The sequence below is a fragment of the Pseudobutyrivibrio sp. ACV-2 genome (assembly GCF_900107545.1).
In the GTDB taxonomy this organism is placed as follows: Bacteria; Bacillota; Clostridia; order Lachnospirales; family Lachnospiraceae; genus Pseudobutyrivibrio.
This window is the reverse complement of the sequence record NZ_FNQZ01000004.1, coordinates 50,531-72,619: the sequence shown is the minus strand read 5'-3', so window position 1 is coordinate 72,619 and position 22,089 is coordinate 50,531. Positions and strand designations below refer to the sequence as shown.

Below are 22,089 nucleotides of genomic sequence, written 5' to 3'. Positions count from 1 at the left end.
TATTTCTATTGAATATGTGGATATTTCGCTGGGTCGTAATTATGTGTGTTCTTATGGGCATTTGAATATTCCCACAGGTCTGCATCATGCCAGTAGAAAATCAATGTTCCATCTAACTGCAGATTAGGATCATAGTGATACCATCCCTCTCCCACATCAATGAGCAGCCAATAATGGCCTCTGGTATCACGGATCTTTTCAATTTCCATATTTTTTATGCCAAGGCGATTAAGCATCACTTCAGCAGTCTTTTGTTTGACAGTACAATCACCGATACGGTTGAACATACCCTTGTAGGCTGCTGATAGCACATCATCTATACCAGCAGTTTCGGAATACGTAATGTTTTTTACCACCCAGTCAAATACTGCTCTGGCTTGCTGAAGCTGCGTCATCCCTGGTGTAATGATATCTGCTAAGATCTCATCTGCCTTCGCATATACGGTTTCTTCAGTGGCAGCTGCAATCTTTGCCGATATAATTTTCACTGACGCAGTTTTCTCAGAAGTATTACCTGCTGCATCTGTGGCCCTGTATATCACAGTGTAAACTCCTCGTTTATCTACATTTACTCCAGTGCTATCTACTTCAAGTGTAGGATTCTCATCCTGATCATCCACCACTTCAATGTTCTTCTTGTATGAAACAGCATCACCCTGAGCAATCACCAGATTTTCCACGCCTTTGATTTCCGGCGGTGTTACATCTGCGATCACCTTACATGGGATTGAACCCTTTGTCTCATTTCCGCTGGTGTCCTTTGCCAGAATCGTTATGTCAAATTGACCTTCCTTTGTAAAATCATAGGACTTCTCAAAGTCAATGGTACAGTTGGTTACATCCTCTACGTTTGCAACCAAATCAGTAATTTCTGGTGGTACTGCGGTGGTATACATCTCTATAGATTCTTCTGCTAAAGTAAGCTTTGGAGCCACAGTATCCTGAACATGAAGAGTAGTTGAAAATTCTTTTTCTCCAAAGATAGGCAGTTCAGCTTTGATTTTTAAATCGTAGTCACCTGGGACGCTTGCATCAAATGTAGAATCAGCTGTAAAAGTAGCACTAGCATTTTCTTTTTTCAAAAATTCCTTCACATCGCAATCCGATGTGCCTGCCTCCACATAAACATCCTTGTACACTAAATCAGATTCCTGATTGTAGTAGGCATAGAGACCTGCTCCTGCTCCACCTGCTACCAAAACTGTAGTACCCAGTGCTATTATGATTTTTTTCATATAATTTTTTCCCTTACTTTACAATAAATATATTAGAGCAATACCCACTAATCAAAGATTTGCCAACGTATTTTAAATATTCATCATAATCAATATAATATCTCTTGCCCCAACTGGATATCTCTATCATCCTGGGGTGTTCTGGCACATAACCTTCAAGTATGGCAGTCGCCGTCACATAATGATTATTTACAGATTGACCAGCGTACGAAAAGCCTTTCGTCTTATCAGTCTTTACATATAGTTTAAGCTTCCCCTTAGGCGAGTACAAAGACCAAATCACAGGATTATTCATGGAAATCATAGCTTTCATTTTCTGATACATGTACTTGTGTCCATGAATGCCATTCCATTTAACTCGCTTTTTAATCCCATAGGCCTTCATCCTATTGTTGATAAAACCTGACATCTGAATAGGAATGATTCCAATAGCAAAAGAATTATTACCGTGTTTGCGGATTGATATTTCTTTCATAAACAACCTGGAAAGTCTACGCTCATGGCAAAAATCACGCACTATCTTCGAATAACTTTCGATAGCAGCTTCATTTTTACCTATAAGATACAGCATAGTGTCCACAGCAGCGATAACACCACAGCCCTGCCTGGATAAATTGCCAAAGGCACTGTCTACAAACCACCCCTGATTGCCTCCATAAGAACCTTTGACATCTACGCCTGTGACTTTTATGAAATTATCATTCAGGGATATTTGCTGCATACGCTTTGCCCTTTAGCCTCTCCTGATTAGTGTAATATAAAACTGCCAAAAAGAAAATAAAAGCACTAATCTTCCCCAACTAAATGCACTGTTGTAAAATCGTGTCCTGTTGATGGTATAAACTTTTCCACTATATCTGATGTTAAAATCTTAAGGCTTGATGTATTCACACATGGATGACAGCCGATGTATTCAGCCTTTAAAACATCCTCATCAATCAGAAGCTTAACGTCGTTATTTTTGTCATTTATCAGCCCCATAATGCTTAGTGAGCCAGGTATAATGTCCAGATATTTAACCATATCTTCCCCATCAGCAAATGACAGTCTGGCTGAATTAATCTGTGCTGATAATTCCTTTGTTTTAAACTTTTTATCGCCAGGCATTAAGAGCATGTAAAATGCAGTTTTCTGTCTGTTGCAAAGCATGAGATTTTTGCACATCTCAACACCGAGGGAATCATCCGCCGCCTTGCAGGCCTCCATTGTTTCTGCGGCCTCGTGATCTACTCTCTCATATGGGATTTTTAGCTCATCCAAATAATCGTATGTACGTATTTCCTTTTCCAGTCTACCTTCTGCGGTTCCAGGTCTGCCACTATATAATGTCATTTTTATACCTCATCTTACTTATAACTATCTGCGACGAATTTGCCTGTACCCCAATCAAATGGTTCTACATCGGCATCTGGATTTTCATAAAGCTTTGATGAAATACCGCTGGCACCTTCCCAATCACCATCATCAGCAAGCTTTGCAGATTCTGACTTGAATTCTATACTGGCAGCCACTGGCATATTTTCCTGTTCGATCAACAAATTACCATTGTAAAAAGCATCTTCAAATGTATCCTTTGAGTAATCCCTTGCTATGGCCTTATTAAAACCTGCTCTCAAATCGGCAGTAATGTCCTCATCACCAGAGCCACAGAGTCCATCGTCAAAAACTTTTGTAAGGCTACCATCATCTCCTATCTGGATTAATGCGATATTGTAGGTCACACCATCTGCATAAGTGTATGCAACATCCCTGTACTCGACCATTATTAGATTCTGTCCTGATGTAGTATTAAGGCCCGAAAATAAAACTTTAGTGTCGTCAGATATTCCAAGGAAATCTTCTAAAACCACATCACTTGTGACCACAGCTTTACCAGCTTCATCTACACCTATAGACTCGAATGTCAAAGCATTTTCATCGCTATCGTATTTTGCAACCACAAGGTTATCTGTATTTAATGGATACTGCCAATATAGCGTCCCGCTTGGACCATCAATTTTATCATAAAGCCCCTCAGAAGCTTTATATCCTGCCTTCATATCAAAGGTCTTGTCCGCAAGCTTTTCTAAGCCTGTTGGGTAATCAGCTAAAATCTGACCTTTCTCTTCATCTGTTAATTGTTCTGTTGCAGTCTCAATCGGAGCATCATTATTAGTTTCTGTTTCTTCAGTAACTACTTGAGACTCCCCAGTAGAAGTCTGCTTTGTATCAGTTTCTCCACAAGCAACCACACTAGCTGCCACCATCATAGATAATAAAAAAGTTACAGTTCGTTTTTTCATCTATTTTCTCCTCACTCAAGTTCGTTTTGACGTGCCATGCACATTTATCATGTTCTATTATAATCATTTATTAATGTAACAACCAGCCATTAGAATTTTCAGACAATCTCGCGCATTTCTTAAAGCTTTGCAACTTTTTATTTTTGCTTGACTTATGGCTGTAATTCCTATATATTATACATTGTTCCGAGGAACACATAAGAAATGCGCGAATGGCTCAGTTGGTGGAGCGCCACCTTGCCAAGGTGGAGGCCGCGGGTTCGAGTCCCGTTTCGCGCTCTTGAATTTGAGAAGTCATTCATTTGGATGGCTTCTTTTTTTGTGTTAAATAAAATTTTCGATAATTAATATAGTAGTAAATAGTAAGGCGGTCATGAACCGTCTTTTTCTATTTATAGATACTCATTAAATAAAAAAGCCCCAGTACCTAGACTTCATCTAAGCACTGGAGCTCTGTGCACAAATTTGCAATTAAGAATACAGCTTCTTGACGTTGCTCTCTTCTATATTTACAGCTTCAATCTTGAAATCTCCATTGAGGAAGCTTTCAAGCTGGCCCTTGGCGTTAACCGCTTTACCGTTTACAAAAATAATAAATGGCTTTTGGCCATCAGCATTAAGACTCATTCTGTAATCTACTCTATCTAATGCATATTCAAGTCCCATCTCATAAGAATCAAAATATGATCTTGTGTTTCCAAGAGTATGATCTGAAGTAATCCAGTATTCTTCAACGAAATTAATATGAGGCTCAATTAAGCTCATCTTTACGAATTTCTCTTCGCTCTCTTCGCGTAATAATTTGTATTCTTTATTAAGTGTTGTAAGTTCCATAAAATACCTCTCAAAACATCGACAACAAATTTTCTTTCAAAAACGATGTTAGTTTAGCACGCTCTTCCATTATATGTCAACCCATATATGTAATCATCATCATTTATATAACTTTATTCTATATTGTTTCATCGTATACTATTGTCTAGCATACCATTATATATCTCTGTAAATTACTATTTTTTTGGATATTTGTATGTTTTTTTAGTGTATTTTTGCATTTTATCAAAATTTTAATGTAGACTATTTAAACAAAATGTAACATAAAGCAATTTTCTTTTTTCATCCGCCATAATTTTAAGGAGATTTCATATGAAAGAGAAAAACAATCGCAAAATTAGTTTGAACGCATTAATTCTGATGATTGCACTGCCGCTCATAATCGCTTTAATTGCGTGTAACATCTATAATGCCTACAGGTCAATCAAAATTGAAGAAACAGCAGAAAATAACTATTACACCATACTTTATGGTATAAGTTCCAACGTTATTTCTGCTGACAGAGATTTTGTGGAGGCACAGCTTATCGGTACACAAAAAATAACCTATAGTGCATACGTACCTGCTGATGTGTTAGCCGGTTTTGACACAGATTTTGCTACAAAAACAGCGCAGGTTGAGTCCGAATTAAATGCTGCTGCTGAAGTAGCCCGATCCATCGACTATTTATATAACAGTATCACCGCCGAATCAGGTAATAACTTTTCTACTTCTTATAATAATTTTATGTCAGAATTTACCGCTTGGAAAAATGATTACTCCAACACAACCACAGCTGAAGCTACCGAAGCGTGGATTAATAGTTTTTCAAGTGCAAGAGCCTGGCTAAAAGATATGAACGAAATGGTTATCGCCTTTGCAGCTGAGGAAAAAGCCTATACAGACGAGAGCATTAAAAAATCAATCCTTAATTCAGTATTAATTTTTGGTGTCGTTTCCATTGCATTACTTGCATTCACCATCTATATACTTATTAATATAAGCAAAAATATGAAATCTATCACAACTTCTGTAGAAAAGATGTCTAGTGGAGATTTTGTAACAAAGGTACGACCGAAAACCATCATCACGGAATTTGCAAATATGGGTAAATCCCTTGAATCTATGCGGCATGATTTAAGAAATGCCTTGGCAGATATCATCGACAAAGCCAATGAAGTTAATGCTAAAGCGGAGGAAACCAAGGACAACATCACAGCATCTCAGGCCACCACAAATGACATCAGCTCTGCTGTTTATGATATAGCAGAAGGAGCTACAGCGATGGCTCAGGATGTATCTACTACATCAATGATTACTGCAAGTATCGGAGATTCTGTGGAAAATGTATTAGATTCTGCACATGGAAACCTGGATAAAGGCCAGCTCGTCTTCGACGAATCATCTAAACTAAAAGAAAAATTGGAACAGATTAAAATACAGGATCAAAAAACAGATACTATCGCCGGTGAAGTTGCAAGCTCAGTTGGTGAAACAGCAAATGTTGTTGCTCAGATTTCAGAGGCTGCAGAAGGAATTATAAATATTTCAAGCCAGACCAACCTTTTGGCCCTCAACGCATCTATCGAAGCTGCAAGAGCAGGCGAAGCAGGCAAGGGCTTTGCCGTTGTTGCCGATAACATCAAAAACCTGGCTGAAGAAACTAATCAATTGGCAGGTGAAATCACAGGAATGCTTGCTACAATTACTCATTATTCAGATACCAATAAAAAGCTGGCTGAAGATATCAAAGATGCCACCACAAGCGAAGCTGCAGCCCTTGAAGATATGAGCGAATCCTTTGATGAAATGCTTAGACTCCTTCAGGAAACAGAGGTAGGAAATAAGCAGATTGTTGAGCTGGTAAAATCTGTTAACGCAGATAAAAACAGCATCCTCAGCTCTGTAGATTCTCTATCAAGTATCTCACAGGAAAACGCCGCATCAACAGAAGAAACCAGTGCCAGTCTAGCACAGCTCGATTCCAATATGGAAGCTGTTGTAGACCAGGCTAAGGAACTACAGGAAATCGCAGAAATTCTTACCAAAAACGTACGGTTCTTCCGCGTAGAACTGCCACCTAAGGATACGCCTGAAGGCCAAGCGTTTTGGAGTAAATAAAGGAAAAAATCAATTCACTCTATAAAAAAACACTTGCATATCTCTAAGTAAAGTATTTTCAATATCGGTCACGCCTATGCTCATTGAAAATACTAAGAGATATTGCAAGTGTTTTTATTTAAGCTTTTTCTATAGATTTTTTCCAGAGGCCACGCACCGGCGCAGTAAGGAATAAAGCCTTTAATACGTTATCTGCTATCATACAGCACCAAACGTAAATGAGTCCCATTCCAAAGAAATGAATTCCAATATAGGTGGATAAGATACGCACTGCCCACATCCCTACGCTTTCGATTACGAATGGATATTTGGTTCGGCCAAGTCCATAGTAGATACCTTCGGATATTACGTAAAGTCCAAAGAATGGTTCATTGAAAGCTACCATCTTTAACACTGTGGTACCAAGCTCTATAACCTCAGCATCTGTGGTGAAAAATCCCATCAGTGGTCGAGCAAATATAAATAGCAGCACACCGCTGAGTATCATTACTCCCAGTGTACAGGCTATACTGCTGATGCATACCTTGCGGTATTTGTCGTAGTTTCTTTCACCAAAGGATATTCCAACCATAGTAGTGGCTGCAGATTTAAAACCATAGCCACCAATATAAAACAGTTCTTCCGCTCCAACAGCAATGCTGTGTGCTGCGAAAATAATTGTTCCCATGTGTGAAACAAGACCTGCAAACACTACATAACCAGATGTAGAAGCCACATTAATCAAAAGCACAGGCAAAGACAACTTCCACATTCTGGCTGTAACCTCTTTATCAGCCTCAAATAGGCTGCCCTTAAATGAGAGATATGGATTCTTGAAGAATACAAACAGTGTAAGTATTCCACCAAGTGCCGCAGATATACATGTGGCAAATGCAGCACCATCCACACCCATTTTAAAAATATAGATGAATATATAGTCTAAAATCAGGTTAACACCATTTATCAGAATACTAATAATCATAGGTGTCTTGGTGTCTTTAGTGGCTCTAATAGCCGATGCCAAAATATACTGAATGGATTTTAAAATAATCGGCACTGAAATCCAGAAGAAATATCTGGTCGCCGCTGGTCTGATAGCTTCCTCAGCTCCCATCCAGGTAGCTACAAATGGTGAAATAACAAGGCAAATCACCTCTATAACAGCACCTACTCCAATCGCAAATAACAAGCTTTGCTTTGCGATATGTTTTATTTTGTCCTCTTCACCAGCACCTATAGCTTGAGCGATAAGCGTCATGGCGGCCACACCAAAGGCATATGGCATACTGCCAATAAGCCAGGTGATGGTGGTGGATGTAGATACTGCAGCCGTAGCTTTTGCTCCCAGGTGGCCTACCATGGCGGTATCCACATATTGCATGAGCACAGACAAAATCTGCTCCAGCATAGTAGGAATAGCAACAACTACAACACTCCAAAATACACTATCCTTAGTCTTTTTTCCTATCATTTTCCTTATTTTCTTTCTCTAAGCCATTAGCCCAGACCATACTTTCAATGGCTCTCGCCACTCTGATGGCCTCTATGGCGTCCATGGCGCGTTTATAATCCGCCTCCTGCTTTTCATAGTAGGCGGCAAAGTCCTTTTGTTTCTGTTCAAATTCAGCCTTCTTTTTAGCTCTCTGTCGGTCCACCTTCTTCTGAAAAGAGGCATAATCTGCCTTACTGGAAGCGTATCTTTGGGTCGATTTACCCATAACTTTGCTATGGACAAGTGCCTCTCCCCTAGACTCCTCTAACAAAAACTGATAGGCCTCAGTGATGTGATTATACTGAGTGAAATCGTGACTTCCCGTCACATCGGGGTGACATTTCTTCACCAAATCCTTATATGCCATTTTTATTTGAGCTTCATCTGCATAAGCAGAAAGTCCAAGGATAGCACATGCTTCCTGTCTGGTCTTAATCATTTTTCAAAATCTCCCCAATGAAATATAACGAACCAAATACTATTATTTTTTCTTCATAACTATATGCCTGATTTATGGCAGCTTCATAGGACTGACAGGCTGTTGCATCGATTCCCTTATCCAGCAAAACCTCTGCAAGTTCCTTGGCCTGAAGTGCCCTATCAGAATCAACGGTCACTGTATAAATGCGCTTTGCTACAAGCTTTATAATATCAGCCATCTCGGCATAATTTTTATCTGCCATCACTGCCATTATAAATGAAAATCTCTCTGATGGAAATTCGGACACCAAACTTTCATACAATGCTCTTACTCCAGCGGGATTGTGGGCACCATCTACCATAACAAAAGGCGCCTCGTTAATGATTTGCATTCTTCCTGGCCAGACTGCATTTGCAAGTCCTTTTTCTATCGTCTGATTATCCACAGTAAGGCTCAGACTCTTGATGATTTCCACCGCAACTGCAGCATTTTTCCGTTGATATTCACCAAACAGACCAAGTTTAAGTGACTTATCCACCTCGTCCGCTTTGGTAAGTGCACAACCTAAGTCCTTAGCACGGGTCTCAATTACTGCTGCAGCCTCGTTATCCATCTGTCCTATTACAACAGGAATATTCGCCTTTATAATCCCGGCTTTTTCTCCTGCTATAGCTTCAAGTGTATCCCCAAGATACTGGGTGTGCTCTAAGCCTATAGATGTAATGGCACAGACCTTAGGAACCTGGCTTAATCCATTAGTAGAATCCTTTGCACCACCAAGGCCAGTCTCAAGAACTATATAGTCTACTTCCTGCTCCTTGAAATATAAAAGTGCCATAGCAAGCCAGTAGTCAAACATGGTAGCTTCAAGCTCAAGATTCATTGAAAGAAGCATTTCCCCAAGTCTTCTCACATCTTCTCTTGAGATTTGCTTGCCATCCACCTGGATGCGCTCAGTGTAATCGATTAGATGTGGTGATGTAAAAAGTCCTACCTTAAAGGACGTTTTAGACGAAAAAGAAGCAGCCTGCAAGATACTACTCACAAAAGCTGCTACTGATCCTTTGCCATTGGTACCAGCTATGTGAATAATATGTTTTCCAAGCTCAGGATGTCCTAGGACCTCCATAAATTCTTTTGTAACATCTCGCCCACAAGCCTTACCAAAACGGCGTTTATTATCAATTGTATTTACTACCTGATCATATGTCATAGTTAATTATACGACCAAAATAACTCCACCATCATTTGCGTACATAGTGCTGACGCCTCTCATGTCCACAATAAAGATGTCCTTAAAATTGGCCAACGACTCCATTTTTTTCTTTAATGATAGAGCACGTTCTGGGCAGTTGCAATGAGAAATTGCCAAAATTTTATCTTCACAACCCGTGGTAACATCCATGACGCACTTTGTCATCTTGTCGACTGTCTGGGCCATGCCGCGTCCCTTTGCAAGCTGCTGAATATATCCTGTATCTGTAGAACCCATTACAACCTTGATATTAAGTGTTTCTGCAATGGCAGCCTTAAGTCCTGAAAGACGACCGGATTTTCTGAAGGTCTCAAGTGTCTCAAGTACAAAGAATGTATGCTGGTTTTCGATATAGGCATCTACAGCCTCAATAACCTGCTCAAATGACATGCCAGCTTCTTCACACTCAGCTATTTTCATGGCGATCAGAGTTTCACCGATGGATGCTGACTTAGAATTGAAAACATGGATATTTTTTGAGGTATCCTCTTCCTCGTAAAGATCCTTGCCAAGGCATGCGCTATTATATGAGCCTGAAAGCTCTCCTGATAATGTAACCACGTAGATATTATCTGCGTCGCACTCCATTTCCGCCATATATGCATGAGGTGATGGACATGCTGATTTAGGAGCATTTGGGCTTTCTTTAACTTTTTTAATAAAGTCAGCCTGGTCAAAGGTCTCGTCATCAATAATATGCTCGCCGTCAATTTCTAGAGTAAGTGGAACGTTTACAAAACGTCCATCTGCCTTCATCTCTTCTGTAAGCTCCCCACAGCTATCTAAAATAATTTTGTACATGGTAATCCTCCGATAATCTTCTTCAACAGAGATTATAGCACTAGGGTATTTCCACGTAAATAGTTTTTATTAATTCAACATGTGGTTTTTAAAACTACATGTGTATTTATTCTCATATGTCCATCATTCCAAGAATCCCCTTTAATTCCACTGAATAGTAAGAACATTGACACTTTCATCCTTCAGATAATACACTGACTTGAGGCCTCTGCAATACTCTGATAAGTGATTTTCGTCTATAAAATAAGTCATAACCTGAGAAAACAGGTCAGAATCACTAAATTTCAAAGAGATTTCTGCCTCGCCAGATTCGTAGGACTGTTTAAGCTGAGAGCCTATAGCTTCTGGAGCAAACTGATCATAATAAAGTCCCTGATGTACGTAGTAATTATCCTGGTTCGACAGGCATTCCGGTACTTCAAAGCTGGATGTAATTACATGATTCTGAAGTAGTTCCTCGCTGGTCATAGCCAAATATGCGTAGTTAACTCGCTTTGTTGTATCATTGTTACTATCCAGATATTTGCTGTTTCCCCATGTAATGTCCATGTAGTAATAAGCACCATCCAGATAAACCAAATTCCAGGCATGATTCTCACCATTAGCTGTCCCCGCTATAATGGTACTATTTATGTCCAACCGGTCTAACAAATACCAGGCAGCATCTGCATAACCTTGACATACTGTAGATTGATATAAAAATACGCTGAGTATGTTTTGATTTTCATCACTTTCCGGATTGTAATCTACATTATTGATCAGCGTTTCAAATACATATAAGGCCTTGTCAAAATCACTGGCAGAATCACTAATACCAGAAAGCCACTCATCTGCTTTAGCCTCTATTGTAGCCTGGTATACATCCCTTTGTTCCTTGTTGATAGTATATTTGGGCAAGAACTCAATGCCTACCACTTCACTACCAGATGAGTAGGTATTATACTGATAGCCATTTACCCAAAACAAATCGCCATAATCTGACATAACTGCTTCAAAGGCCAGCTGTAAAACTTCACTATCCTTTGTAGATAATGACACTTTATCATTATATTCAATGATACAGTTATAGACCTGATCATAAATCGTTTGGGCTTCCTCATCAAGCTGCTGGTAGGCATAACGGTCATAAGAGACACTCTCTACAACCTTAGGCTCGGCTATTATTGGAACTATTGGACCTTTAGAACCCTTAAAATATTTAAGGACGTAGGTTCCTAAATAAATAGCTCCCGTAATTAACGCCAGTAGGATAATGGTATTGATTAGAAAACTTATAAATTTTTTCAAAAAGTTCCTCCTAAAAAAAGTGGCAGTGTAATATAAAATTACACTGCCTCTCTCCCCTTAATCATCTTTGTATTGCCTAAAGCCTGTTTTTCATAACACAACCAAAGGTATCCCAAACATATGATTAATGAATTTGATTAACGTACAACTGTTACGTTAACAGCCTGTGGTCCCTTTGCCCCATCAGTTACTTCATACTCAACTGTAGCACCTTCTTCAAGAGTCTTGAAACCCTCTGAGTTAATGCCGCTGAAGTGAACGAATACATCGTTTCCAGCTTCGTCTGAGATAAATCCGTAGCCCTTTGAGTTGTTGAACCACTTTACTGTACCTTTGCTCATGCTAAAGTACCTCCAATATATTACTTGCCAAGCTCCTGCTTGACTATGTTTAGTTTAGCAAAACCGAATAGCAAAGTAAAGGAATTGACGGATTTTTTTATACATTTTTTACCAATTGTTACTCATAATTAATAAAAATAACATGTCATCCGAATTTTATAACGTTGAGGTACAGCATTTTTTAGGCAAATCTATTGTAAGAATATTTTTATTGAGCTGCCGCTTTATCTGAAATCATTCCAGCGGCACGTACAAGAATCTTTGGGCCACCCTTCTTTTCAATGTAATCTCCAGTGATAATTACCTGACCGATATTATCATCCTTTGGAATCTCATACATGATATCAAGCATAAACTCTTCAATAATAGAACGAAGTCCTCTGGCACCGAGCTTTTTATCGAGAGCTTTTCTTGCTATAGCATGAAGTGCTTCCTCCTCGAATTCAAGCTTAACCTCATCAAGCTCTAGAAGCTTTGCATATTGCTTGATAATGGCATTTTTAGGTTCCTTAAGGATACGCACTAACATATCCTCATCCAGCATCTCTGTGGCAAACACGATTGGCAGACGTCCAATAAATTCTGGAATCATACCAAACTCTCTTAAATCCTCAACAGTAACCTTCTGAAGAATGTTTTTATCATTATCGTACTTGTCCTTGAGGTCAGCCATAAAGCCCATTGATGAATGCTTGTTGAGTCTGGCCTTTATAATTTCGTCCATTGCAGGGAATGCACCACCGCAGATGAACAGAATGTTTCTTGTATTGATAGTAGTGGTTGGAACCATGGCATTTTTGCTGGATGCACCGATTGGCACCTCCACATCAGCTCCCTCAAGAAGCTTAAGCATTCCCTGCTGAACTGACTCACCACTTACATCACGCTGATTTGTGTTTTTCTTTTTAGCCAGCTTATCTATTTCATCTATGAAGATAATACCCTGCTGGCAACGTTCAACATCGTTTCCCGCTGCTGCAAGAAGCTTGCTGACAACGGATTCAATATCGTCACCAATGTAGCCTGCCTCTGTAAGGGATGTAGCATCTGTGATAGCAAGAGGTACATCCAGAAGTCGAGCTAAAGTACGGACAAGATATGTCTTTCCTGAACCTGTTGGTCCAAGCATAAGCATATTTGACTTTTCAATTTCGATATCATCCATAGTGCCTGTCGCTACACGCTTGTAGTGATTGTAAACAGCTACGGACATAACCTTTTTTGCATAATCCTGACCTACCACATATTCGTCAAGCATTGCCTTGATTTTGTGAGGTGGGATGATATTGTTGATATCAATAGCTGGTGCCGGTCTATCCTCTTCTGCCTTTGCTGTAGATGCACCATGGGCATTTTTAACCTTTGGACCTTCACCAAACAGATTTCCAAGATTCAAGAAGCTGATATTTGGCATTTTTGACATATCCATATTGCTTTTAGAATTGTCACCGCCGCCAAAACCAAAGTTGCCCATTGAATCGAAAGTGCGCTGCATACATTCGTTGCAGACTCCCATTCCTGGAGCCATTTTGATAAGTGGACCACAGATGTTGTCTGGTCTGCGGCACATATAACAGAACTCTGTAGGCTTCTTATCCTGATTGTCCTTTTTATCTTCTTTATTATCTTTGCCTGTAACTTCTTCAATTACATCATCTGAGATATCAGCTATCTCTGTTTCGTTAGGGTCAAATTCTCTGAAATCCTGATTTGACATAATATTTCTCCTCTTTGCCTGCCCTGACGAAATCAATCTTAAATCAGGAATCCCAGGCTTTTTACTCATAAAAATCCATTATTTTTTTGTAATAGTCAAAGATGATGTCGTCTGTGGCATTGAAGATTTCATGCTTACAATCCTCATAACGAATCAACTTGCAATCAGCAGCCTTGCTTTCGAACTCCTTATGCGCAGTAGGAGTAACCAAATCATCCAAGGATGCTTGCATAAGTATAACAGGAATTTTTACTAAATGGGCATTTTTTAGAATTTTTTTAGAAACATTAATAGCTTCTCTGCCCCATCTGAAGCTAGCACCATTTGACTGATAATGAGGCTCCTCCTCACGCTCGTTGTATACAAAGTTATATCTGGCTTTGGACATGGTTGAACAATGAGGATATTTATATTTGTGGTCATAATCGTGATGACCTGGAATATATTTTGTTCCAATGAATGGAATATAAGAAAGCATGCATACCAACCAAATCAAAAATTTGTTGGTTGAGCCCATGTTAAGCTCCATAAGTGGTGATGAAAGCACAGCTTTTTTGAATACCTCAGGGTGAGCCTCCAAATAAAGTGAGCCTATTCCACCACCCATAGAATGTGCAAACAAATATAAACGCTCAGTCAAGCTCTGTGGAATTACCACTTTTTCTATAAAAAGATTAAAATCATCCACATAGTCTTCAAAACGATTTACATGAACCATGGAAAAACCTGAAACCTGACGGTCAGAGAATCCATGTCCTCTATGCTCAATCATAAATACAGAATAACCCATCTGATAAAAATAATAGATAGTCTCTGCATATTTAGAAATGAACTCACAGAATCCATGTGAAATGACAATTGCTGCTCTTTCCTTTGGATTTAAAAAATACTGATAATGTAGCTTTAACCCATCGTTACTTTCCAAATAGCCGTCTGTTGCTGTTTCTTCCATGAATGGAAGAAGTTTATTTTCCAATTCTTTGGAAAAATCCTGATCTTTTATAAATAAATCTTCGAATGTCATAATATCTAGCCCCTCATCAAAATATTATATCTGACCATTAACGATTTGAAGCGCTACGTCCGGATAGTTTGTGATGATGCCATCCAAACCCATATCGCAGGCCATCTTCATATACTGCTTTGAATTTATAGTCCAGCTGTTAATCTTTAACCCAAGCTCATGAGACCGCTCCACGAAATTAGGATACTGCACATTGTAAAATGCTGGATGCAGTGCCTCAACACCGTGATCATGTCCGTATTCTGGCATATTTAGGGTGCCATCCATGTACAAAAATCCTGTACGGGCTGTAGGGTCGAGCTCTTTGATTTTCATAATGCTATAGTGATTAAAGGATGAATAGATAACCCTGTCTTCCATGCCAAATTCCTTTGTCATGGCAAGGATATCAGCCTCAATCCCCTCGTAAAATACAATACCTGTCTTCAATTCGATATTAATCTGCAAATCGGTAGGCTTAATAAGCTCAAACACCTGGCGCATAGTAGGTATATCAGCATGTGTACACTCTGGCTTAGTTGCATTGTAGTTAAATCTCCTAAGCTCCTTTAGCGTATAATCCTGAATCTGCCCCTTGCCATTTGAAGTCCTGTCGATTTTTTCGTCGTGGATGACCACTAGTTGACCATCCTTTGTTTTATGGATATCAAGTTCGATTCCATCTGCCCCCATCTCAATTGCCCTTTCAAAAGCAGGAAGGGTGTTCTCTGGAAGATATCCACTGGCACCTCTATGTGCCCAAACCAACGGTCTGTTCATTTTCTTTCCTCGTTTTCTGATACCTATTCTGTTGTAATAGCGTACCCTGATTTGTTTTAATAATAATCTTGTTCTGTAAAATCTCTGTTTCATTTTAGTCTAAATCTTCAAAGGCCTCTAAACCTGTTTTAGCCTCTACGTGTACATCTCCATGTTGAACAAACAGCATTGTCACAAAAGCCAACGCTGCAAAAAGAGTAGCATATGGAAACAATGTCATGTAACCCACATGGGACAAAAGCCATCCAGCCACAATTGGTGTAACAATCTGAGCTGACATTGAAAATGTATAATAATATCCTGTGAATTTGCCGCTGTCTGAATCACTGCACATTTCAAGAACCATAGGTAATGAATTAACATTTATGAAAGCCCAGCCTGCCCCCATGCATGCAAATATCAGATAGCATACTGGTGAAAATGTATCGGATAATAACGTAAATACGAATCCAGCAAAAAAACTTCCCCCTAATAAAATAACTCCTAAAAGAATGGTTTTCTTACGGCCGATTTTTGCAGCTAGCATACCTGATGGAATAAAAAAGGCAATGGCTCCAACAGATGCTAAAAGCATGCAAACACTGGCATCCCCCAATGCCATGCTCCACATTTTCACCGCATAGGTTGTAAACCAGGTTTCCATGCCGTTATATGCAATAAACCAAAGGGACACTGACATCAAAAGAAATGTAAGTGAACGCTTAACCTCTTTTGGTAGCACCTCATTTCCATTTTCATCCTTTACGCTTAAGTTTTCCTCTGGATGAAGGCTCTCATAGTTTTCCACATTTTTGCTTAAATTCACCTCATCTATCCCCAACATCACAATGCCAAGGGAGATAAGCATTATCCCTGCCACTACCATAAACAAAAGCATGTAGTTCACATGGTCAAGGGAGCTCACCTTTGAAGCTGGATAAAATATAGCAGCAACAATCAGATATACCACACCTCCCAATGCGCCCATCAGATTGATGATGGCATTTGCTCTGGAACGAAGTGGCTTGATGGTGCAATCTGCTACCAGCGCAACTGTAGGGCTTCTATAGGTCCCCATAGCTACCAAAAGAGCGCCCAAAATTCCAATGAAAATAATCTCTTTGGAAGTGGTAGGATTTGCGTAATAGCTGTTATCAATTAGAGGAAGTAGCAGCATCAGCAACACGGCTGCTATGGTTCCATATAAAAAGAAAGGCTTGCGACGGCCCATCTTGTTTTTGCATTTATCTGATATTGCGCCAAAAAATGGCAACAAAAACAAGGCCAGGACATTATCCATAGCCATAATTATACCTGAATAAGTTTCTGCTAAGTGAAAGGTGTTGGTGAGCACCAAAGGAATGATGGCGTTGTACATTTGCCAAAATGCGCAGATGCTTAAGAAACCGAAGCCCATCTGCACGGTTCTCTTAATGTCTAATTTCATAAATGATTTGACTCCCCCAAGTCTATTGGCTAAAAAGTGGCTAGCCTATAGTCCGCCGGTTACGGTAACAATGATTAGGTCTCTACGGTCGACTTAGAATGTCTCCCTTAAGAGACCTAATCATTGTTACCTACCAGCTCATCTAGATGCTTATGATGTTCTTGCCAATCCAATTTACTGGATAAGTACGTAAATGCGTAAATTTGCATTTACGGATTTACGGGTGCGTGTTCACAAATATTCGTATTTACGGATTACGCTGTGTAAATGAGCATCTTTTCTTCGTGCTGTTTTACTACGTCGTCCACGGCTGGAATGGCGCCTTTTAGGGCGTATTCGATTTGGTTGATTTCGTGGGCAAATGGTTTAAGTGTCTGGTAAATTGCTTCCATGTGTTCCTTCATCTGATCCTTTGTGAAGTCTGTTGGGAACTCAAGTACTACAAGGTGACGAACGATTTTTGTATCCTCCTCTACCTTTGTAAGGAAGCTGATAGACTTAATATCCTCGTGTGTCTGTCCGTATTCTGTAAGCTTTGTACGGATAGTTGCATTTTCTTCATTTTCTACTGGAACACCAAGGAGAATCTTCTTTCCTGCTGGAATCTTCTGCTCCTGAACATTTTCCTGTGGTGCATTTGTATCCTTTTTGCCAAACTCTGCCTGATAGCCTGGTGTACCTGTGATGGTATCAAGATAAGGTACAGGAAGAGTACATGGAATTTTGTTGAAAGGATTGATAGCGATACCAGCGTACACATCACCACGCTTAATCATTGCATAAACATCCTGGAATGTAAGCACCTGTGTGTGAATCTTCTGACCATCCTTTGCAAGGCCTTCCCAACGGCGAAGAGCTGTCCAGTCTGTGAAAAGTGGAAGCACCATGCTGTCCTTATCCTCTGGTGTACCTGTAAGCTTCACTGCTGATTTAAGCATGTAGAAACCGATTTTTGTGTCCTTTGGAATTACGGCCATACCATTCTCATTTATCTGTGGCTCTTGGTCCATTTTGATAGGTGTGATGAAACGTGCATGGCTAGCCCAGTAAGCAACTGTAGCGTGGAATGTGTTGTCTGTGCCGTGGGCAGTCATTCCATTGATAATACCTGCAAGGGCTGGATTTTCAATAGACACTCTAGGATCGAGCTTTTCCTGAGGTGCAATGTTAGAAATGATTGCATATTTTTTGATATTGGCATCATCTGGAAGTGTGAGCTGAAGTGAAACTGTTGTATCCTCTGCTTCATCTACGATGGCGCTTCTGCCATCGATAGTTGCTTCTACAGCCTGTACCTCGCACTCGATAGCCTTTGCTGTAGCCATGTATACATATACCTTGTCACCCTTAAGGATTTTTCCAAAGAGCTGACCTGTGATGATACTTCCATTGCCATCGAGCATTGTAGTGATGCCCTCTATGATTACAGAGAAGCGTCTGCCAGCATCAACTGTGGCAGTTACATCTGTGTCTTCTACTGCGATATTTTCTTCTTTTTTCTTAAATAAACCCATAACAAAATCTCCTAATAAAATTCATTTATCTGCCATAATAATCTATGTCCGTTTCCTAGTTTATATGAAGGAAAAAACCCTATGGTATTTGACAGTACAATCATTATATCTCATATAAAGGATAAAAAAAACACCCACCTCGCTCAAATTGTTGTATAATTGACTCAAACGTTATTTACAATAATTAATCAAACTGTTTATAGGGAGGTCATTATGAGCGACAAAAAGGGTTTTATCGGCGAATTTAAAGAATTCATCATGCGCGGAAACGTAATGGATATGGCAGTCGGTGTTATCGTAGGTGGTGCTTTTACAGCAATCGTTACATCACTGAACGAAGACATTCTTTCACCTATTCTTGGTATTTTTGGTGGCACAGATTTCTCAGAACTTAAGGTTACACTTGGCACTGGCGAGCTTGCTCCAACACTTACCTATGGAAATTTCATCACAGCAGTAATCAACTTCCTCATCACAGCACTTGTTATTTTCTGCATCATTAAGGGACTTAACCATGCATCAGAAAAAGCTGCTGCACTTGTAAAGAAAAACAAAGAAGAGGCTGAAGCAGCCACACCTACAGAAAAGGATTGCCCATACTGCTACAGCAAAATCAACATCAAAGCTACCCGCTGTCCACACTGCACAGCGCAGCTATAAATTTCACCCACCAAAATGCTTAGGGGCTCCCGCAGGAGCCCCATTTTTATTTCCTATCAATCTCATTCTCAGCCTTAAATTTCCTGTTAACATATCTGCTGGTATCCATTGTGCTGGCGCGTTGAACTGAGCCGTTGCCAAATTTACCTCGGATGGAATCCAGAGCGCCGTCTAAGGCTTTTCGCTTTTCTTTATTTTCGTCTACAAATAAGGTCATCTGCTCGAAGCCGCCTCTGTCGATGTCACTGATTGAAAGGCCGATTAGGCGCAGTGGCTCGCCATGCCAGCTTTCCTTCATCAGCTTTTTTGCGGTTTGATAGATAATTTCTGTAACATCTGTTGGCTCTGATAGCTTAACCTGATGGGATCTGTTTGTAAAATCAAGTGTTCGATAGGTCACACCGACACAGCGGCATTTGCCATCGTCTGCTCTCATTCTGGCTGCCACCACATCTGCCTGAGCCAAAAGTAGCCTGTTGATGGATTCCAAATCCACCAAATCATCCTCCACGGTGTTCTCAGCAGAATAGCCTTTGGCATCCTCTGGTTCGTCCACTACTGGCGAGTTGTCTATTCCATTGGCATAATTATGAAAATGGTTAGCAGCACGCTCTCCAAGTATTAGTGAAAGCTGACTTACAGGTGTCTGTGCCAGTTCCCCTATGGTGTTTATCCCCACACTTTTAAGCCTTGCTGTTGTGGACTTGCCGCAGGAAAATAATTCTCCTACCGGAAGCGGCCACATTTTAGCCTGAATTTCATCCGTAAAAAGTGTGTGTACCTTGTTAGGCTTTTCAAAATCTGAAGCCATTTTTGCACACAGCTTGTTGGAAGCAATCCCTACATTTACAGTAAATCCAAGCTCTCTATATATTCTGTCCTTTATCTCGTGGGCTGTCGCAATAGGATTAGGATATATCAAATGCATTCCCGACATATCAAGGAACACCTCATCAATGGAAAATGATTGCATTGTAGGAGTGTACTCCTGGCAGATAGCCTTAAAAGCCCTGGAGCATCTCACATACCAGTCAAAGTTGGAAGGCACTATCACAAGATCAGGACATTTCCTAAGGGCAAGAGCTACAGGCTCCCCTGTTACAATTCCATATTTTTTGGCAGGTATTGATTTGGCTGCCACAATACTTCTTCGTGAAGATGGGTCTCCACCAACAATAGAAGGAACCTCACGCAAATCAGGCCCGCCTTTTTTCAACATCTCTACGGCTGACCAGGAAACAAATGCACTATTAACATCAATATGAAAAATCAATTTATCACTCATACTAAACCTCTGAAATCATTATACCAAAAAATCCCATTTCCCCTCACCCAACCTTTTATTTTCCTTCACCTGTTCTTCAAAAAGGAATGATAACTTTATCCCATCGAAAGATATGAACAAGGAGGAAAAAATGAAATCAAAATATTTATCCAGACTTATGGCTTGCACAATTGCAGGTTCGATGCTTTTTGTGGGATGTGGTTCAACCACGGAAGAAACAACCACAGAGGTTGAAGCCACTGCAGAAAGCGAGGCTACTACCCAGACAGGAAGTACAGCTTATCTCACCAGAGATGATATTACAATAAATGAAACTATTGAAAATGATGCTGACGGGGAGCACGCAATCGAGGCTTCCGGTGAGGAGCAATCCTACAGCAATGTGGAGGTTATTAAAACCGGCGAGGCCGATGGGGATGAAGCTGACTTCTATGGTGAAAACGCTGCAGTTTTCGCTACTGATGGAGCCACTTTAAATCTCTCAGAGATTGTGGTGGATACCAACGGAACTCACGCCAACGCAGTGTACAGCTATGGTGAAGGAACTACTGTCAATATTTCTGACTCATACATCACAACAGCTGGCAACTGCTCAGGCGGTCTTATGACAACAGGTGGCGGCACTATGAACGCTTCAAATCTAACTATCGAAACAAGCGGAAATTCTTCTGCTGCAATCAGATCTGATCGAGGCGGCGGTACTGTTACAGTTGATGGTGGCAGCTATTCTACCTCAGGCACAGGCTCACCTGCTATCTACTCGACAGCAGATATTACTGTAAATGATGCACTTCTGACCTCAACAGCATCACAGGGCGTTGTAGTGGAGGGTAACAACTCAGTAACCCTAAACAACGTGACATTGAACGCTGACAACAACACTAAAAACAGCGATAAATCAGATTACTACCAGTCTGTTATGATTTACCAGTCTATGTCTGGTGATGCAGATGACGGTGTTGCCAGCTTTACAATGACAGATGGCAGCCTGACAAATGAAAACGAGGATATCTTCTTTATCACAAACACTGTAGCAACTATTGACCTTGCAAATGTAGATATCACAAATAATGGTGATGGCGTATTCTTAAGAGCTGCGGCTGCAGGCTGGGGCAATGAAGGAAGCAATGGTGGTCAGGCAGATTTGTATGCTACACAGCAGACAATCGATGGAGATATTATCGTTGATGATGTGTCAGCTTTAAACCTTTATCTACAGACTGGCTCCAGATACACCGGAGCAATTAATTCTGATGGACAGGCAGGGGATGTTTACGTTTCCCTTACAAACGGAGCTACCTGGACATTGACAGGCGACTCATATATCACTTCACTCACATGCGACGCAGATAGTATCGATTTAAATGGTTATACACTCTATGTAAATGGAGAAGAATATTCAGAAGGAACTGCCTCAGATGGTGAGGCCATCGAGTTAACCAGTCCAAGCTCTGGTACGATAGATGGCATGCCAGAAGGTGGTGCGCCAGGTGAAAAGCCTGATGGTGAAGCCCCAGATGGTGCCCCTTCCGGGGACGCTCCTTCAGGAAAGCCAGGTGATGGAAAAGAGCCTCCAGCAGATGGAAATGGAAATGGTGAAAAACCCGCTGACAAGCCTGCTGGAAAATCAAACAACTCCTCAGAAAAAAGTGAATAAATGGGCAGATTAAACATAAA

Annotated in this window: 20 protein-coding genes and 1 tRNA gene; 4 read left to right on the top strand and 17 right to left on the bottom strand. The window is 40.3% G+C overall.

The genetic code is table 11. From position 1 onward, the window contains the following. Positions 1-5 precede the first annotated feature (5 nt). From BLV53_RS06075 to BLV53_RS06060, 4 genes are all read right to left on the bottom strand, one after another. Positions 6-1,235 carry a transglutaminase domain-containing protein gene (locus tag BLV53_RS06075; RefSeq protein ID WP_090298583.1) on the bottom strand — a complete coding sequence of 410 codons (1,230 nt, stop codon included), beginning with the start codon at positions 1,233-1,235 and terminating at the stop codon, positions 6-8. A 13-nt stretch (positions 1,236-1,248) separates the two neighbouring features. Further along, entirely contained in the window at positions 1,249-1,956 is a 708-nt protein-coding gene (locus BLV53_RS06070; protein ID WP_090298580.1) for a hypothetical protein, read from the bottom strand. 65 nt (positions 1,957-2,021) lie between these two features. After that, complete coding sequence (locus BLV53_RS06065; RefSeq protein ID WP_090298574.1) at positions 2,022-2,567, bottom strand: prolyl-tRNA synthetase associated domain-containing protein; 546 nt, start codon at positions 2,565-2,567, stop codon at positions 2,022-2,024. A gap of 14 nt (positions 2,568-2,581) precedes the next feature. Further along, on the bottom strand, positions 2,582-3,517 hold the full coding sequence (locus tag BLV53_RS06060) for a hypothetical protein (RefSeq protein ID WP_090298571.1): 936 nt from the start codon (positions 3,515-3,517) through the stop codon (positions 2,582-2,584). A 206-nt stretch (positions 3,518-3,723) separates the two neighbouring features. On the opposite strand from BLV53_RS06060, the gene BLV53_RS06055 reads away from it, so the two are divergent. Beyond that, positions 3,724-3,796: transfer RNA gene (locus tag BLV53_RS06055), tRNA-Gly, on the top strand. Positions 3,797-3,988: 192 nt separating this feature from the next. Here the strand turns inward: BLV53_RS06055 and BLV53_RS06050 are convergent. Beyond that, positions 3,989-4,351, bottom strand: a complete 363-nt coding sequence (locus tag BLV53_RS06050) for a hypothetical protein (protein ID WP_090298568.1) — start codon at positions 4,349-4,351, stop codon at positions 3,989-3,991. 312 nt (positions 4,352-4,663) lie between these two features. On the opposite strand from BLV53_RS06050, the gene BLV53_RS06045 reads away from it, so the two are divergent. Next, on the top strand, positions 4,664-6,451 hold the full coding sequence (locus BLV53_RS06045; RefSeq protein ID WP_139298925.1) for a methyl-accepting chemotaxis protein: 1,788 nt from the start codon (positions 4,664-4,666) through the stop codon (positions 6,449-6,451). 118 nt (positions 6,452-6,569) lie between these two features. Here the strand turns inward: BLV53_RS06045 and BLV53_RS06040 are convergent, their stop codons facing one another. The 11 genes from BLV53_RS06040 to BLV53_RS05990 form a co-directional block, all read right to left on the bottom strand. Next, positions 6,570-7,901, bottom strand: coding sequence for an MATE family efflux transporter (locus BLV53_RS06040; RefSeq protein ID WP_090298564.1), 1,332 nt, complete (start codon positions 7,899-7,901; stop codon positions 6,570-6,572). Continuing rightward, positions 7,882-8,361 (bottom strand): J domain-containing protein, encoded by a 480-nt coding sequence (locus tag BLV53_RS06035; RefSeq protein ID WP_090298561.1) that lies wholly within the window; start codon positions 8,359-8,361, stop codon positions 7,882-7,884. The genes BLV53_RS06040 and BLV53_RS06035 overlap by 20 nt, the downstream gene beginning before the upstream one ends. Further along, positions 8,354-9,556, bottom strand: coding sequence for a bifunctional folylpolyglutamate synthase/dihydrofolate synthase (locus BLV53_RS06030; RefSeq protein ID WP_090298558.1), 1,203 nt, complete (start codon positions 9,554-9,556; stop codon positions 8,354-8,356). Before BLV53_RS06030 ends, BLV53_RS06035 begins: the two co-directional genes overlap by 8 nt. Before the next feature lie 6 nt (positions 9,557-9,562). After that, on the bottom strand, positions 9,563-10,399 hold the full coding sequence (locus BLV53_RS06025; RefSeq protein WP_090298556.1) for a DegV family protein: 837 nt from the start codon (positions 10,397-10,399) through the stop codon (positions 9,563-9,565). 141 nt (positions 10,400-10,540) lie between these two features. Next, positions 10,541-11,686, bottom strand: a complete 1,146-nt coding sequence (locus tag BLV53_RS06020) for a transglutaminase domain-containing protein (RefSeq protein ID WP_090298553.1) — start codon at positions 11,684-11,686, stop codon at positions 10,541-10,543. 137 nt (positions 11,687-11,823) lie between these two features. Next, positions 11,824-12,027, bottom strand: coding sequence for a cold-shock protein (locus BLV53_RS06015; RefSeq protein ID WP_028235478.1), 204 nt, complete (start codon positions 12,025-12,027; stop codon positions 11,824-11,826). A 208-nt stretch (positions 12,028-12,235) separates the two neighbouring features. Beyond that, a complete protein-coding gene (clpX, locus tag BLV53_RS06010) occupies positions 12,236-13,744 on the bottom strand; it encodes an ATP-dependent Clp protease ATP-binding subunit ClpX (protein ID WP_090298550.1) in 1,509 nt (502 codons plus the stop codon). Between the two features lie 61 nt (positions 13,745-13,805). Further along, positions 13,806-14,768, bottom strand: coding sequence for an alpha/beta hydrolase (locus BLV53_RS06005; RefSeq protein ID WP_090298547.1), 963 nt, complete (start codon positions 14,766-14,768; stop codon positions 13,806-13,808). A 24-nt stretch (positions 14,769-14,792) separates the two neighbouring features. Then, on the bottom strand, positions 14,793-15,620 hold the full coding sequence (locus BLV53_RS06000) for a glycerophosphodiester phosphodiesterase (protein WP_330388315.1): 828 nt from the start codon (positions 15,618-15,620) through the stop codon (positions 14,793-14,795). A gap of 1 nt (position 15,621) precedes the next feature. Further along, positions 15,622-16,953, bottom strand: a complete 1,332-nt coding sequence (locus BLV53_RS05995; RefSeq protein WP_090298541.1) for an MFS transporter — start codon at positions 16,951-16,953, stop codon at positions 15,622-15,624. A gap of 254 nt (positions 16,954-17,207) precedes the next feature. Continuing rightward, positions 17,208-18,467, bottom strand: a complete 1,260-nt coding sequence (locus BLV53_RS05990; protein ID WP_090298538.1) for an SseB family protein — start codon at positions 18,465-18,467, stop codon at positions 17,208-17,210. A gap of 213 nt (positions 18,468-18,680) precedes the next feature. On the opposite strand from BLV53_RS05990, the gene mscL reads away from it, so the two are divergent. Continuing rightward, positions 18,681-19,127 (top strand): large conductance mechanosensitive channel protein MscL, encoded by a 447-nt coding sequence (gene mscL, locus BLV53_RS05985; protein WP_090298535.1) that lies wholly within the window; start codon positions 18,681-18,683, stop codon positions 19,125-19,127. A 46-nt stretch (positions 19,128-19,173) separates the two neighbouring features. Here mscL and BLV53_RS05980 read toward each other — a convergent pair whose 3' ends face one another. Then, positions 19,174-20,412, bottom strand: coding sequence for a DNA polymerase Y family protein (locus tag BLV53_RS05980; protein ID WP_090298532.1), 1,239 nt, complete (start codon positions 20,410-20,412; stop codon positions 19,174-19,176). Positions 20,413-20,542: 130 nt separating this feature from the next. On the opposite strand from BLV53_RS05980, the gene BLV53_RS05975 reads away from it, so the two are divergent. Continuing rightward, entirely contained in the window at positions 20,543-22,069 is a 1,527-nt protein-coding gene (locus BLV53_RS05975; RefSeq protein ID WP_207646221.1) for an ICP22 family protein, read from the top strand. Positions 22,070-22,089 lie beyond the last annotated feature (20 nt).

Bases quoted from the DNA above. Each gene is read 5' to 3' on its own strand.
- BLV53_RS06075 (WP_090298583.1), bottom strand. From the start codon at position 1,235: ATGAAAAAAATCATAATAGCACTGGGTACTACAGTTTTGGTAGCAGGT.
- BLV53_RS06070 (WP_090298580.1), bottom strand. From the start codon at position 1,956: ATGCAGCAAATATCCCTGAATGATAATTTCATAAAAGTCACAGGCGTA.
- BLV53_RS06065 (WP_090298574.1), bottom strand. From the start codon at position 2,567: ATGACATTATATAGTGGCAGACCTGGAACCGCAGAAGGTAGACTGGAA.
- BLV53_RS06060 (WP_090298571.1), bottom strand. From the start codon at position 3,517: ATGAAAAAACGAACTGTAACTTTTTTATTATCTATGATGGTGGCAGCT.
- BLV53_RS06050 (WP_090298568.1), bottom strand. From the start codon at position 4,351: ATGGAACTTACAACACTTAATAAAGAATACAAATTATTACGCGAAGAG.
- BLV53_RS06045 (WP_139298925.1), top strand. From the start codon at position 4,664: ATGAAAGAGAAAAACAATCGCAAAATTAGTTTGAACGCATTAATTCTG.
- BLV53_RS06040 (WP_090298564.1), bottom strand. From the start codon at position 7,901: ATGATAGGAAAAAAGACTAAGGATAGTGTATTTTGGAGTGTTGTAGTT.
- BLV53_RS06035 (WP_090298561.1), bottom strand. From the start codon at position 8,361: ATGATTAAGACCAGACAGGAAGCATGTGCTATCCTTGGACTTTCTGCT.
- BLV53_RS06030 (WP_090298558.1), bottom strand. From the start codon at position 9,556: ATGACATATGATCAGGTAGTAAATACAATTGATAATAAACGCCGTTTT.
- BLV53_RS06025 (WP_090298556.1), bottom strand. From the start codon at position 10,399: ATGTACAAAATTATTTTAGATAGCTGTGGGGAGCTTACAGAAGAGATG.
- BLV53_RS06015 (WP_028235478.1), bottom strand. From the start codon at position 12,027: ATGAGCAAAGGTACAGTAAAGTGGTTCAACAACTCAAAGGGCTACGGA.
- clpX (WP_090298550.1), bottom strand. From the start codon at position 13,744: ATGTCAAATCAGGATTTCAGAGAATTTGACCCTAACGAAACAGAGATA.
- BLV53_RS06005 (WP_090298547.1), bottom strand. From the start codon at position 14,768: ATGACATTCGAAGATTTATTTATAAAAGATCAGGATTTTTCCAAAGAA.
- BLV53_RS06000 (WP_330388315.1), bottom strand. From the start codon at position 15,620: ATGAAACAGAGATTTTACAGAACAAGATTATTATTAAAACAAATCAGG.
- BLV53_RS05995 (WP_090298541.1), bottom strand. From the start codon at position 16,953: ATGAAATTAGACATTAAGAGAACCGTGCAGATGGGCTTCGGTTTCTTA.
- BLV53_RS05990 (WP_090298538.1), bottom strand. From the start codon at position 18,467: ATGGGTTTATTTAAGAAAAAAGAAGAAAATATCGCAGTAGAAGACACA.
- mscL (WP_090298535.1), top strand. From the start codon at position 18,681: ATGAGCGACAAAAAGGGTTTTATCGGCGAATTTAAAGAATTCATCATG.
- BLV53_RS05980 (WP_090298532.1), bottom strand. From the start codon at position 20,412: ATGAGTGATAAATTGATTTTTCATATTGATGTTAATAGTGCATTTGTT.
- BLV53_RS05975 (WP_207646221.1), top strand. From the start codon at position 20,543: ATGAAATCAAAATATTTATCCAGACTTATGGCTTGCACAATTGCAGGT.